Origin of the sequence: Tumebacillus lipolyticus, from assembly GCF_042682745.1 — a bacterium.
GTDB lineage: Bacteria > Bacillota > Bacilli > Tumebacillales > Tumebacillaceae > Tumebacillus_A > Tumebacillus_A lipolyticus.
Window position 1 is genome coordinate 177,430 of the sequence record NZ_JBHUIO010000009.1, and the last position, 12,129, is coordinate 189,558.

General features: G+C 55.0%; 14 protein-coding genes. 1 reads left to right on the top strand and 13 read right to left on the bottom strand.

The genetic code is table 11. The annotated features are described in order from the left end of the window. Positions 1-3: 3 nt before the first annotated feature. The 9 genes from ACFSOY_RS14745 to ACFSOY_RS14785 all read right to left on the bottom strand — a co-directional run bounded on the left by ACFSOY_RS14745 (position 4) and on the right by ACFSOY_RS14785 (position 8,601). Entirely contained in the window at positions 4-795 is a 792-nt protein-coding gene (locus ACFSOY_RS14745; RefSeq protein ID WP_386047857.1) for a sporulation protein YpjB, read from the bottom strand. Between the two features lie 43 nt (positions 796-838). Further along, on the bottom strand, positions 839-1,426 hold the full coding sequence (locus tag ACFSOY_RS14750; RefSeq protein ID WP_386047859.1) for a DUF1405 domain-containing protein: 588 nt from the start codon (positions 1,424-1,426) through the stop codon (positions 839-841). A 56-nt stretch (positions 1,427-1,482) separates the two neighbouring features. Beyond that, a complete protein-coding gene (locus tag ACFSOY_RS14755) occupies positions 1,483-2,244 on the bottom strand; it encodes a menaquinol-cytochrome c reductase cytochrome b/c subunit (protein ID WP_386047861.1) in 762 nt (253 codons plus the stop codon). A 50-nt stretch (positions 2,245-2,294) separates the two neighbouring features. Next, positions 2,295-2,966 (bottom strand): menaquinol-cytochrome c reductase cytochrome b subunit, encoded by a 672-nt coding sequence (qcrB, locus tag ACFSOY_RS14760; RefSeq protein WP_386047863.1) that lies wholly within the window; start codon positions 2,964-2,966, stop codon positions 2,295-2,297. Positions 2,967-2,995: 29 nt separating this feature from the next. Further along, entirely contained in the window at positions 2,996-3,544 is a 549-nt protein-coding gene (locus tag ACFSOY_RS14765) for a ubiquinol-cytochrome c reductase iron-sulfur subunit (RefSeq protein ID WP_386047865.1), read from the bottom strand. A gap of 356 nt (positions 3,545-3,900) precedes the next feature. Then, on the bottom strand, positions 3,901-4,614 hold the full coding sequence (locus ACFSOY_RS14770) for a creatininase family protein (protein ID WP_386047867.1): 714 nt from the start codon (positions 4,612-4,614) through the stop codon (positions 3,901-3,903). Between the two features lie 69 nt (positions 4,615-4,683). Continuing rightward, positions 4,684-5,235 carry a ReoY family proteolytic degradation factor gene (locus ACFSOY_RS14775; RefSeq protein ID WP_386047869.1) on the bottom strand — a complete coding sequence of 184 codons (552 nt, stop codon included), beginning with the start codon at positions 5,233-5,235 and terminating at the stop codon, positions 4,684-4,686. Between the two features lie 257 nt (positions 5,236-5,492). Next, positions 5,493-6,890, bottom strand: coding sequence for a helicase-associated domain-containing protein (locus tag ACFSOY_RS14780; protein WP_386047871.1), 1,398 nt, complete (start codon positions 6,888-6,890; stop codon positions 5,493-5,495). Between the two features lie 19 nt (positions 6,891-6,909). Then, entirely contained in the window at positions 6,910-8,601 is a 1,692-nt protein-coding gene (locus tag ACFSOY_RS14785) for a DNA repair helicase XPB (RefSeq protein WP_386047872.1), read from the bottom strand. Between the two features lie 209 nt (positions 8,602-8,810). On the opposite strand from ACFSOY_RS14785, the gene ACFSOY_RS14790 reads away from it, so the two are divergent. Continuing rightward, on the top strand, positions 8,811-9,179 hold the full coding sequence (locus ACFSOY_RS14790) for a hypothetical protein (protein ID WP_386047874.1): 369 nt from the start codon (positions 8,811-8,813) through the stop codon (positions 9,177-9,179). A gap of 37 nt (positions 9,180-9,216) precedes the next feature. On the opposite strand, the gene ACFSOY_RS14795 is transcribed toward ACFSOY_RS14790, so the two are convergent. From ACFSOY_RS14795 to ACFSOY_RS14810, 4 genes are all read right to left on the bottom strand, one after another. Continuing rightward, complete coding sequence (locus ACFSOY_RS14795; RefSeq protein WP_386047875.1) at positions 9,217-9,879, bottom strand: serine/threonine protein kinase; 663 nt, start codon at positions 9,877-9,879, stop codon at positions 9,217-9,219. Positions 9,880-9,914: 35 nt separating this feature from the next. Beyond that, complete coding sequence (locus tag ACFSOY_RS14800; protein ID WP_386047877.1) at positions 9,915-10,106, bottom strand: hypothetical protein; 192 nt, start codon at positions 10,104-10,106, stop codon at positions 9,915-9,917. A 112-nt stretch (positions 10,107-10,218) separates the two neighbouring features. Further along, positions 10,219-11,064, bottom strand: coding sequence for an archaetidylserine decarboxylase (asd, locus tag ACFSOY_RS14805; RefSeq protein ID WP_386047879.1), 846 nt, complete (start codon positions 11,062-11,064; stop codon positions 10,219-10,221). An 81-nt stretch (positions 11,065-11,145) separates the two neighbouring features. After that, positions 11,146-12,060 carry a PhzF family phenazine biosynthesis protein gene (locus tag ACFSOY_RS14810; protein WP_386047880.1) on the bottom strand — a complete coding sequence of 305 codons (915 nt, stop codon included), beginning with the start codon at positions 12,058-12,060 and terminating at the stop codon, positions 11,146-11,148. Positions 12,061-12,129: the final 69 nt, after the last annotated feature.

Below are 12,129 nucleotides of genomic sequence, written 5' to 3' on the forward strand. Positions count from 1 at the left end.
TTCCTAGTTTTTCTTTTTGCGAAACATCCGCCAACCAAAAGCTGCGAGCAACAGAGCTCCTGCCGTTCCATACATCACCGGATCGAGCGTCAGATGCAGCACGGGCAGAAACGGCGCTTCCTCGGCGCTCTGGCGATTGGCTGTCACATGGCCAAGCGCAGCCTTGTACGAACCGAGCGCGTCGAGCACGCCCTGTTTGTCTGTCACCTGCTCCCCCGCAAGTTGTGACTCGACGAAGCGATGGGCGGAGAGCAGCGTGTTCAGATCGCTCGGATTCCCATGCACTTGCAGAGCCAGCCAGATCTGATCCCTTTCTTGGCGCAGCTTGGTCAGCGTCGCGCGCGCCGACTTTTGCTCCTGCTTGGCGACCGCTTCGATCAGCTTATCCAATTGGTTCTCCATCGAACGCGCAACGGGCAACCATGCTGGTGCGGTCGGATAGGCCAGCGAGTCGAAGGCGACCGTCAACCGATGCATCCTGTATTCGGCGACCGCTTGCTCCGGGCCTTTGACAGCTGCAAACATCTGCTTCAAGGCGAGCAGCTCGGTCGTGATCGCCTGCTGCCCTTCAATTCGCTGCACGATGTTGCGCGGATCGAGCCGCGTGTACATGTCAGACAATGCTTCAAGCGCAGGTAGCACTTTGGCTGGGTTTTCCCCTTGTTTGACCATATTCTCAACTTTGACGCTCTCTTGATAGAGGGTGATCGGGTTCACCAGTTCTGCAGCCTGCACGGGCGAGACGCGAAAGACGAGAAGAAAGAGGACGAACATCCAAGTCAAGCGCCTACACATAAAAATCGCCTCCCACCACATCTATATGGAGGGAGGCAAAAAATTAGACATGCTTGTTCCGGAGAATTTTCGGACGCAACACAGCGGTCAGCAGCAATGTAGCGATGCTCAAGATCGGGGTCCAGAACATCACATCTGCAAAAAAGCGATCGTCCTGCAGATAGGGATGGATGCGATACACATAGTCGACAAAATCATTGTACAACAGCCAGATCGCACCCACCCAAAGCAAGCGCCAGTCAAACTTGTAGGCGAAGTTATAGAGGATGACTTCCACTGCCATCGCGCCGTGCGACACCACCAGCATCCAATTTTGCGGTTCGATCGAGCCATCTGCTGCTCCATATGTAAAGATGACGCCACACGCCCAAATGCCATACTTGATGTTGGTCACCATCGCCAGCATTTCGAGCAGTGGGGACGAGCGCCCGATCAGCCAGAGCAGCACGACAAGGGTGAACAGGCTGGATGATGTCGGGCTGTCTGGCACAAAGAAAGTCCAATACCAAGGCGTAGCGGCCAATTGATCTGCATACCAATAGAATCCATAGATTGAGCCGAGCAGATTGCAGATGAAGAGCAACCACAAAAAGGGTCTGCTCATCAGCTGAGCTCGAACCGTTTGGAGCATAGGTCAGGTACCTCCTGAGCAAAAAGCCGACCCAGTTGCCCGGGTCGGCTTCGCCGTTATTTTTGCTTTTGCTTGGAAAGCCATGCTGCCACTTCTTTGATCTTCTCTTTGTCGGAGAGACCACCGCCCGGAGGCATGCCTGGTGGGAAGCCTTTGGTGATGACTTCTTCCAGTTGTGCGGCATCATACTTGTTACCAACGCCCAGCAGGTACGGACCTACCGCGCCTTTCATATCCTGACCGTGACAACCTGCGCAAGACTGCTTGAACACAGCTGCACCAGCATCGCCTTCATCGACGATCGCGGTGTCAGTCGGCATGTCCGACTTGTCGACCGGCTTCGGAGCGTTTGCCAGCGCATCTTCGTGCTGGACTTCTGCTTCATAAGTCATCCAGATCATCAACAGCAAGGTCAACACCATCGCGGTGGTTGCGACCGGACGCTTGAACGGATGACGAGCTTTGCTGTTGTCCAACCACGGCGCGAGGATCAACAGACCGGATGCGATACCAGGAATTACGACAGTACCCATCCAGACCATGTCGCCCGGGAAGTATTTCAGCAATTGGTACAGGAACAGGAAGTACCAGTCCGGCATCGGGATGAAGCCCGACGGGTTCGGATCGGCAACATCTGTCAGATGTACCGGGTTGAAGATGATCCAAAGGATAAAGGCGACCAAGAACAAAGAACCAACGATCCATTCTTTCAGAAGAAAGTTTGGAAAGAACGGTTCCGTTCCAAGCGGCTTCTTCTTATCTTTTTCTTTAAAGCGCGGCGTGCCAGGAATGCGGTCGCGAAAATGATCGTGAGCCATTCTTTTTAACCTCCTTCTCAGTTAACAGTTGAGCTGTACCCGCATCGGCCCTACAGAGGACCTGCGATGCCTGATTTGCGGATCATGATGAAGTGCAAGCCCAACAGCCCGAGAAGAGCAGCTGGCAGGAAGAAAACGTGAATTGCAAAGAAACGAGTCAGCGTCAGTGCGCCGAGGATGTCGCCGCCGATCAGCAAGGTCTTGATGTAAGGACCCACGAACGGAACGGTCTCTGCGATCTGTGCACCAACGGCGGTCGCCCAGTATGCTTTTTGGTCCCACGGCAACAGGTAGCCAGTAAAACCAAAGGCCATGACGACGAAGAAAATCAATACGCCGACAACCCAGTTCAGTTCGCGCGGTGCCTTATATGCACCGGTGAAGAACACGCGGAGCATGTGCAGGAACATCATGATGATGACCAATGAGGCTCCCCAGAAGTGCATGCCGCGAACGATGTTGCCAAGCAATACTTCATCCGTGATGTATTGTACGGAACGATAAGCGTTAACAATATCAGGAACATAGTACATAGCGAGGAACATACCGGACAGAATCTGAGTAACGATGATCAGGAACGTCAGACCGCCAAAGCAGTAGACGAACGCAGACATCTTGTTGGCCGGGTTGACGTGAGCCGGTACATCATGGTCTGCTACGTCACGCCAGATCGGGGTGATGTTCAGACGCTCGTCAATCCAGTCATATGTTTTCTTAAACATCTGTAAAACTCACCTACCTTCAACGTCAGTTACGCTTTGCGCTGATTGAGCTTAGAGCTCACCATGACTTTGCCGCCCTCAACTTTTACATCGAACAGGTCGAGCGGACGAGTCGGCGGTTTGGTCGGGTCTTGTACGCCGTGAATCGTATAGCGACCGCCATGGCATGGGCAGTGGAACCACCATTTGCCGTCTTTCGCCGGGATCGGGTTCCCGCTCGAATCGAGCTCACCAGCTACTTGGCAACCCAAGTGGGTGCAGACTGGAGACATCGCCAAGATCTTGCCTTGTTCGTCCTTGATCATCCACGCGGTGTACTTCGCGTTCTCTTCGACCCAGCCGTCTTTGCGATGAACCTTGAACTCGATCAGCGTCGGCAGATCCGATTTGATATCGCTTTCCTTTAAGCCGGAATCAACAAAAGTGCCGGCGCCGGTGCGAGTGAGCGGATCAAGGGTGAACGGAATCAGAGGCGCTGCAATCGTAGCTGCCATAAACGCGCCAGTGCCCCCCAATGCGTACGTGAGGAACTGACGGCGGGAGAGTCCTTCTTTCCCCTGGTTCTTTTGATCACTCATTGTTCTAACCTCCCTACCGTTGACAAAAAATCGTGCCAGTCATCTTGCTAGCATACCGAACCTTCTCAAATCTTATCTATCTGCTTGGAGGATAAGTTTGGTATGGGAAAATGACCCGTACTATCTTCGCTTCAATCTTACATTCTGGTCTATACAGTGTCAAGCAAGCATGTGCAACTTTTCTCAAGGCGTGAGCGCAGGGATTTTCGCTTATCTTTTCCTTTTCTTAGCGATGTCAAACACCATAATCCCCGTCTTGCTTAGCCTCTTGTAAATGTCTTGCTTTTCTGGCTGAGAATGCGGTCGCGAGCGAAGGTCACACTGGAGCGGGAAAGCTTCAAAAATGTCACAAAAAGTTACGAGTTCCTCGCCCACATTTTGGTAATCTCTTGGTGCAACCGATCTCCGATCAGCTGCAGCAGCCTCGCTCCCTTTTCCTCGGTCGCAGCTGCCGCATTCCCCGAGAATCCTTCCGGGTAGAGCGATTGACCCATCCCCTGGAAGCGAGCTCGCGTATCAACTTCGATCTCATGGTTCCCGGCCAGGGATAGATCGACCGTGTTCGGTGCGATCGCGAGCACCAGCGATGTCTCATCCTCACCGCCGTGGCCGACTCCGGGCGCGATCTCTTGGATCTCCTCGCGATAGTCCAGCCAATAGTTGCTGACCAGCACATCGAGCTTGAGCTCGGTCAAGCGCATCGCCACCTCTTGCAGTGCCGCGCTGTTGCCTCCGTGCCCGTTTAACAGCACCACATGCTTGAGGTCGAAGCGGGCGAACGAGGCGACGACCGCGTGGACATAATCGGCGAGGATTCGCCCCGGCACATCGATCGTGCCTGGGAAATCCTTAAGCACAGCGCAGTGGCCGTACGGGATGGCAGGCGCGGTCCAGATACGCCCGGACAGCTTGCCTTCCAGATAGTCGGCGATCTGCTGCGGGATCAGGACATCGGTGCCGAGCGGCGCGTGAGGGCCATGCGCTTCGATCGCGCCGATCGGAAGGATCAATGTATCGATGTAGGGCTTGTACGCTTCAAAATTTTTCATATGTACATCTGTAAGTCTCATGGAAACGACTCCCTCCTTTCCAGTATGGAATTCCCCTCCCCCTATTATGTACAAAAAAAAGAACTGAGCTCAAGTGCCCAGTTCCGACTCTTCGCGAAGTTTGTTTGACAATTCGACAAAAGCGTTCTTGTCACCGCGATCGAGCGCCGCATCGATCTGCTCCTTCAAGTTCCCCACCCGATACGATTTGATGGCGAAGTCGAGCACCATCTCCGCCTGCAGCGACACCAGAGCGTCGATCGTCTCTTTCGCATCGTCCAACGGGTTCTGCTCCAAGACGGACGCATACTCGGGGGAAGTGGTGCGGTCTTTGAAAAACAGACCGATATAGATTTCCTCGCTTCGGTTGTTGTGAATGTCAAGAAACGCCTTTTCCACATCGGAAGTCACGCGCTTATTCTTATAGAACTTAAAAGGCGTCATCTGCACGCACTTTGTCGAGATCAAGATCGTCTTCGGAAGGTTGCGGAAGTTATCAATGAAGTGAACGCGCTCAAGCATTTGATCGGACGAGGCAATGTATTGCAAGAGCCACTCTGCCTCACGGTTTTGCAGATCATACTTTTCGATAAACCATTTGATAAAGGTTTTCTTTTCAGCAATCGTTATGACTTCTCCCATCGCCGTTCCCTCCTTCACTGTGCTCTTCACAACCACCCCTGGAGGTCAGTCTAGTTCGAAATGTTGTGAATTTTCTCAATGTATTATATTCGGCAATCCGGAGATGTTTTCCTTTTTTCTGCAAAGAATTTGAACTTGTACGCGACCCCACTCTAGTTGTGAACAACTCCTATGCATCCATTCTATAGGTTTTCAGGATTGTCTGTGAAGGGGAAATTAGAGGAAACAAAAAGCGGACCTGTCAAGGCCCGCCCTCCTCACATCTCGCCGATCTGCGCAGCCCGACCCCATTGTTCGATCATGCGCTCCACATTGCCAGGCACCATACTGTCAGACTCTTCCCGCAGAAAATCGAGCACCGTCCGATCGGTCCAGCCGATCTCAAACGCGCGCTGCACGCTCTTCTGCGTGATCCTGTGCACGCGCATCACATCGATGCGAATCAGATCGGCAACCTCGTCCAGCTCCCAAGCGATCCGCTCATACGACTCCACCGGCACCAGCAGATCGAAGTTCGGTTGCACGATGATCGGCACTTTGCTCGCCTGTTCACCCGGCTCTGGCTCCTGCTCGACCACCATCGCCTCTTCGAGCAAAGCACCCCTGCCAAACGCGGTCAGCCGGATCACCTCCGTCCCGCACGCCAGCTGCCCGTAAGCGAGCAGTCCGAGGTGTACGAGCATCTGATAGATGCGCTTTTCCATGATCGCAGCTGCCCGCTCATAGTAGTAGTCGCGCACATACGGGGCGAGCAGTTCATTCATCGACGCCAGATGCACCCAGTCCGCTTTGGTCGTCTGGGCAATCGTTGCGATGCAGAGCTTGAGCTGCGGGATCGGACGCCTGTACAAGATCCTCCAGTAGCGAAAGAGATCTTCCGCTCGCGCCTGTTCGCTCTGCAGCGCCCACTCCTGCGCATTCGCTGTCAAGAGCAGCTCCCCCTCTGCCGTCTCCGCGATCAGCCGATGGGCGAAGCAATAGTCGTAGATCAGCGCGAAGCGATCCGGATAGTCGTGGAAGCGACGTCCATATCCGAAGCGCCACACCACTTTGCCGAGCGGTTCTTCGTTGATCTCAAAGAGCGAGAGCAGCTGCTGCAGCGTTCGCTTCATGATCGTTCCGTCTTTTGTGATCCGAATCGAATGCTTCCCCACAAAGTTGAGAAAGGCGATCAGGTCGCGCTGCAGCGCAAAGTTTTCATCGCGATAGACGATCGGTTCCTGATCGGCGATCTTCACCCTGCGCTTTAAAATTTGGGCGAGATAGTCGCACATCGTGCGCCGCAGATCGTCGGGGATGTAATAGAACTGCCGTCCTCCTTTTGAGTTCAGCAGGTAGATCCATCCATCAGCGAGCAGGCGCTGCATCCGCTCTTGACCGTCTTGCAGGCTGCCCGTTCGACAGATCATCGCCAACACATCTTCACGAGAGAACGTTTTGCGCCGATCGAGCATCAGATGAGAAACAGCTTCTCGGTACTCGCCCGCCTCCTGTCGGGAGAACGCCTCTTCGATAAATTTCCGGTTGTTAAAGTGCGCCATGATCTCTTGCATCAGCGAATTTTTGGAGCTCAAAGAGCAGTCTAAGCTATATCGTTTCGCAATCTTGCGCAGCGTGTCGATGCTGGATGAATTTAAGCACTCAGACAATCTCATCGATCTGATCCCCCATTTCTCACCATTTGGCAAGGCATATCTCTTCCGCATCGAGCAGTCGATAGGAATAGCCCTGCTCGGTCAAAAATAGCTGGCGGCGATCGGCCATCTCGCAGTCGACCGTCCCTCTGGTGACCACGGTGTAAAAGTGCGATTCGGAGCGGTCGCTGTTCGGTCGCAAGATCCTGCCGATGCGCTGCGCTTCCTCTTGACGGGAGCCAAACGTGCCGGAGATCTGAATCGCGACGTTCGCATCTGGTAGATCGAGCGCGACGTTCGCCACTTTTGAGACGATCAGCACAGAGGATTGCCCCTCGCGAAAACGTCGAAACTGCTCCTCGCGCGCTTCGAGCTTCGTCCTTCCGGTCACGACAGGAACGCCGAGCCTGGTGGCCAGATCGTGGAGCTGCTCCAAATACTGCCCGATGATCAACACGCGATCGCCTCGATGCTTTTGCAGCAAGCTGAGGATCACCTCAACTTTCGCTGGGTTGAGCGAGGCGAGGCGATATTTTTGCCGCTTGGCAGCCAGTTCGTATCGCGCTTGCCACTCGCCGGACATCTTCACCTGCACCTCATAACATCTGGCCTGTGCGAGATAGCCGTCCGCCTCCATCGCCTTCCAGGGCACTTCATATCGCTTCGGCCCGATCATCGCAAACACGTCGTGCTCCGCTCCATCCTCGCGCACTAAGGTCGCGGTCAGCCCGAGCCGCCTCGTGCTCTGAACATCGGCGGTCAGGCGAAAGATCGGAGCGGGCAGCAGATGGACTTCATCATAGATGATCAACCCCCAGCCGCAGCCGTTCAGCTGTGCGAAGTGCGGATGTTCTTCTCCTTTGCGATAGGTGAGCATCTGGTAGGTGGTGACCGTGATCGGACGAACGTCCTTCTTCTCTGCCGTGTACTCCCCGACTTGGTCAGGGCTTACGTTCGTCTTGTCGAGCAGTTCCCTGATCCACTGTCGAGCGGCCAACACGTTTGGCGTCAGCACCAGCGTGTTCGTTTGCAGCTTGGCGATCACGCCGATGCCGACCACCGTCTTGCCAGCACCGCAGGGTAGCACGATCACGCCGCTCCCCTCGCCGATCCCTCCGGCAGAAAACGATTCGATCGCCTCCTGCTGATAGCTCCGAAGCAAAAACGCATTTCCTGTGAGCGTTTTCTTTCGCAGCGCGATCGACAGCCGCTCGCCCTGCACATGCCCGATGCGATCGAGCACAGGGTATCCATAGCTTGCCAGCAGTCGCTTGACCGACCCGCGGGCGCTTTCTTTGATCTGGAGTTCGACCCGCCGCTTGCCGCTCAGGTGCGCCGCCATCCCGGGCAAGTGTCGAATCGCCGCCAACAGGTCGCGATCTCCCTGCAGGATGTGGCAGCCGTCCCCCGGAATCAGGATCAGCGACCCGTATTTGTTCATCTCCGCGAGCACCATCTGTTGCAAGGCGAGCGGGAGTGAATAGCGGCTGTGCTCATGCAAAACGGACAGCACCCCCTCGGGGGACTGCCCGACAGAGGCGGCCTGCCAAAGCGAGAGAGCGCCGATGCGGTAGGTATGAAAATGTTCTGGGCTTTTGACAAGGTCTGCAAAATGCAACAATTGATCTCGCACCTGCTGATAGCGCGGGTGTGCGACCTCTAAGAGAATCGTCCCATCCGATTGAACGATCAACGGTTTTCGGAGCGTCTCCGAGCTCGACATCGCTGTCATCCCCTTCCATCCTGCCTACAGTTTTTCCGTTTTGCCCACAAAAAAACCCCCGCATTCGGAGGCTCGCATCATCATCTCTGCTCACTTGACCACATAAAACCGAAAAGAATAAATTTTCTCAATTATTTGTCATCAATGGCTATACAGCAGAATTATTCTATCATATAATTTTGGTAGATTTAGACTTTGCACGGGGAGTGAAAATGTGAATGATCCAGTATCGCTTCGACATTGATGCCAATCGGATCTATGCGGAATATGCAGCAGGAGTTCTCTCCACTCATCACGCACACAGTCTGGAACGGTTGTTGCCGCTGACCAAGCCTAGCTTTACCGTCTTAGTCGATCTCTCAGAGCTCACTCCTGAACACTTGACCCATCTGGTCGAAGACCACCTGTTGATGGCGAAGCACGGAGTGAGGCGCTGTGCCTTCCTTGCCTCCGACTCTTGCACGCTCGGCATTTTGATGAAGAAACTGCGCAAGCGGGGCACCTATCAGATCGAGCGCGGCTATTTCACAAGAACTGATGATGCGCTGGCGTTTTTAATGGAAGAAAAAGTGGAGTGCGCCTTCTGAGCGCACTCCACTTCTTTCGAATACGAAGAACTTTCGATTAAAAGAACATTCGCCTGATCCGCTCGGCAAAATTGAGGACGTCGCGCTCTCCCTCGTTCGCCTTGTACCATTTGCGGATCGTTTCCAACAGCCAGGACGGAACTGTCATTCCCGGTTTATAGAGGTCGAGGTAGTAATCGTAATACGCTTTTTTCAGGGTTGTCCACCGCTTGCATTCGCCCATCTTTCGATAGTCGGACAGATCGACCAGATAGCCGCGACCTTCGTGGACGAGGACGTTTTTCACATGGATGTCGGCAGGATTCAGCCCGCAGCTCCGCGCATAGCGGATCGCCTCATCCACATCTATTATCACCTGCTCAGGAATGAAGATTCCTTGCAGCAAGCAGTCGTAGAGGTTGGTGCCCTCCCGATATTCGATGAGCAAATAGCGCTCGCCATGTCCAAAGTAGCGCGGAAAAAATGGTGAGTCCCCGAGCTGTTCATAGATGGCCGCTTCGTGGGCTGCAATCCCCGCGTGGCTGTCTGCAAACACTTTGACCGCAAGATCTGGCACGTCTTTCGGCTGAAAGACGGCAGCCGTGTTGCCGACTCCGATGCAGCGCCAATGGGCTGGATGCTCCCGCACCTCCACCGGATCGCGTGAATTCACCGAGCGCACGCGCACCGCATCCACAAGAGATTGCACATCTTTTATCAAGGGGACTCCCCTCCGTTTTGAGTAAGGTTACCCGCTCATTTGCGCCGCAGGATGCAGGGTACACCATAACCGATGCTGCCCGGTTTGGACATCCTCTCCATATACGCAGCCCCGCGCGCACAGACCGATGGGCATTTTAAACAAGTATCGACGGTGACGATCTGCATCTGCAAACGCTTCTGTGCCATCTCCACCGCTTTCTTCTTCGAGCCTTTTTTGCCTGCCATCGCTCATTCCCCCAGCGCGATCAAGTCGCAAATCTGGGATATTGTATGCGGGCATTCGCACAGGTGTCACGCGATGTTCTGAAGAGCGCTCACACCAGTTGCACAGATCTGTTTAACGGCCGACAACCTGTCCGATCTTCTCGCCCATCCGCACGCTCGCCTCGTTCTGGAGCTGATCGGACAGGACGACCTGGCCCGGTTCGAACAGCAGAATGATCGTCGAGCCGAACTCAAATCGAGCGACCTCCTCACCTTTTGCGTAGCGAGGGCCATCGGTCAGCTCTTTTTGCTCCAAGCGGCCGCCCTTGATGTTCGTGCCTGCCAGCTCGTCATATTCGACTTTGACCGAGCCGACGATCGTCGCCCCCACTTTGACCAGCGCGACCTCGCCAGCCTCGGTGTCAAAATAGGTGATCAGACGCTCGTTTTTCGCAAACAGCCCGTTGACTGCGCGCACGCCGAAAGGGTTGACCGGAAACAGGGTGCCCGGCACGTAGGTCGAGCCGTTCACCGCGCCGTCCAGCGGCATGTGGATGCGATGGTAATCGGTCGGCGAGAGATAGACGGTCAGGAACGTTCCACCCCGATAGCGCTCCGCGCGCTTTCGATCACCGCCGAGCAGCTCTTCGACCGTGAAAAACACACCTTTCGCCTGTACCAAGTTGCCATCCTCGATCGCTCCGAGCTGCGCAACTTTGCCATCGACCGGGGAGATGATGCTGCCTGCCGACCGATCGATCGGCCGCGCCTCTTCTTTGAGGCGTCTGATGAAGAACTCCACCAAACTCGGGTATTCTTCCCACCGCTTCTCCACCTCGTGCAGGTTGATGTTAAATTTGCGGATGTAATACGGAATAAAAAGCCGACTGAAGCCGCTGCCGGCAAATCGGCCCGCCAGACGGGATACGGTGTTTTTCGGAAGCAGGTTCATTAGGAACAGCTGTAGACGATCGCTCATTCAAGTCCTCCAAGGAAGCAGTAATATCGAAAAAAGTTCATTCCTCTATATTACTCATCAGAGGGGGGGTTCGTCAAAAGCTCAAGCGAAGGTCATCATGCCCTGTAAGATCTGCACCGCCGTCCCGCCGACGCGCACGGTGCGCGGGGAGTTGGGCTCGCCATCGACTTCCACGCTCAAAAAGCTCGGACGGCCGATCTCAAACCCTTGCTCGACCAGCAGCTGCAACCGTTCCCCTTTTGGCACCAGCACGCCGTGGCGCAGGAGGAAAGCGCCGAGCGCCCCGTTTGCAGTCCCGGTGGCCGGGTCTTCCGCGATGCCGACAGCAGGCGAAAAATCGCGCGTGTGCAGATGTGAGGATTCCTCGATCGTATCGAAGGAATAGCAGTGTGTCGAAGCGACGCCGATCGACCGGTTCTGGGCGGCGATCCGGCTCGTCTGCGGCTTCATTCGCTTGAACGCTTCCACCGTCTTGATCGGAACAAACAGATCCCATACGCCCGTATAGGCCAAGCCGATGGGCAGGTCGGAGTCGATATCCCCCTCTTCCAGTCCGATCATCTGCGCAGCCTCTCGCCTGGAGAGATCGCACTCGCGAAACTGCGGGGGAGCTTGCGTCATCAGCGCCCGAATCTGACCAGCCTCCGATCGGCTCAACATCACAGGCAACAGGCCGACGTTCGTCTCCTGCACCACCGTGAGGGGGAGGTCGGTGCCAAACCGATTTTCCATCCCGAGCGCGATGAACGTCGAGATGGTGGCGTGACCGCAGAGGTCGATCTCTTCAGACGGGGTAAAAAAGCGCACGCGCAGATCGGCGCCCGGCGTGTCGGTCGAACAGACAAACGCAGTTTCGGAACAGTTCATCTCGCGGGCGATCTTCTGCATCTGATCTGGAGTCAGCCCGTCCGCCTCTGGAACCACTCCGGCCGGATTGCCGCCAAACGGGATGTGTGTAAAAGCGTCCATCTGATAGATGCGAACCTGTGTCGTCATGAAAATGTTCCTCCATTGTTTTCGCTGAGATTCTATTCTGTAAAATTCGCTCTCCCGCCTGCGTTCCCC

What these genes read in the sequence shown, in the direction of transcription:
- ACFSOY_RS14750 (WP_386047859.1), bottom strand. Translation starts at nt 1,426, where the DNA reads ATGCTCCAAACGGTTCGAGCTCAGCTGATGAGCAGACCCTTTTTGTGG.
- ACFSOY_RS14745 (WP_386047857.1), bottom strand. Translation starts at nt 795, where the DNA reads ATGTGTAGGCGCTTGACTTGGATGTTCGTCCTCTTTCTTCTCGTCTTT.
- ACFSOY_RS14765 (WP_386047865.1), bottom strand. Translation starts at nt 3,544, where the DNA reads ATGAGTGATCAAAAGAACCAGGGGAAAGAAGGACTCTCCCGCCGTCAG.
- ACFSOY_RS14785 (WP_386047872.1), bottom strand. Translation starts at nt 8,601, where the DNA reads ATGACAGCGATGTCGAGCTCGGAGACGCTCCGAAAACCGTTGATCGTT.
- ACFSOY_RS14800 (WP_386047877.1), bottom strand. Translation starts at nt 10,106, where the DNA reads ATGGCAGGCAAAAAAGGCTCGAAGAAGAAAGCGGTGGAGATGGCACAG.
- ACFSOY_RS14775 (WP_386047869.1), bottom strand. Translation starts at nt 5,235, where the DNA reads ATGGGAGAAGTCATAACGATTGCTGAAAAGAAAACCTTTATCAAATGG.
- ACFSOY_RS14770 (WP_386047867.1), bottom strand. Translation starts at nt 4,614, where the DNA reads ATGAGACTTACAGATGTACATATGAAAAATTTTGAAGCGTACAAGCCC.
- ACFSOY_RS14790 (WP_386047874.1), top strand. Translation starts at nt 8,811, where the DNA reads ATGATCCAGTATCGCTTCGACATTGATGCCAATCGGATCTATGCGGAA.
- ACFSOY_RS14780 (WP_386047871.1), bottom strand. Translation starts at nt 6,890, where the DNA reads ATGAGATTGTCTGAGTGCTTAAATTCATCCAGCATCGACACGCTGCGC.
- ACFSOY_RS14755 (WP_386047861.1), bottom strand. Translation starts at nt 2,244, where the DNA reads ATGGCTCACGATCATTTTCGCGACCGCATTCCTGGCACGCCGCGCTTT.
- asd (WP_386047879.1), bottom strand. Translation starts at nt 11,064, where the DNA reads ATGAGCGATCGTCTACAGCTGTTCCTAATGAACCTGCTTCCGAAAAAC.
- qcrB (WP_386047863.1), bottom strand. Translation starts at nt 2,966, where the DNA reads ATGTTTAAGAAAACATATGACTGGATTGACGAGCGTCTGAACATCACC.
- ACFSOY_RS14810 (WP_386047880.1), bottom strand. Translation starts at nt 12,060, where the DNA reads ATGACGACACAGGTTCGCATCTATCAGATGGACGCTTTTACACACATC.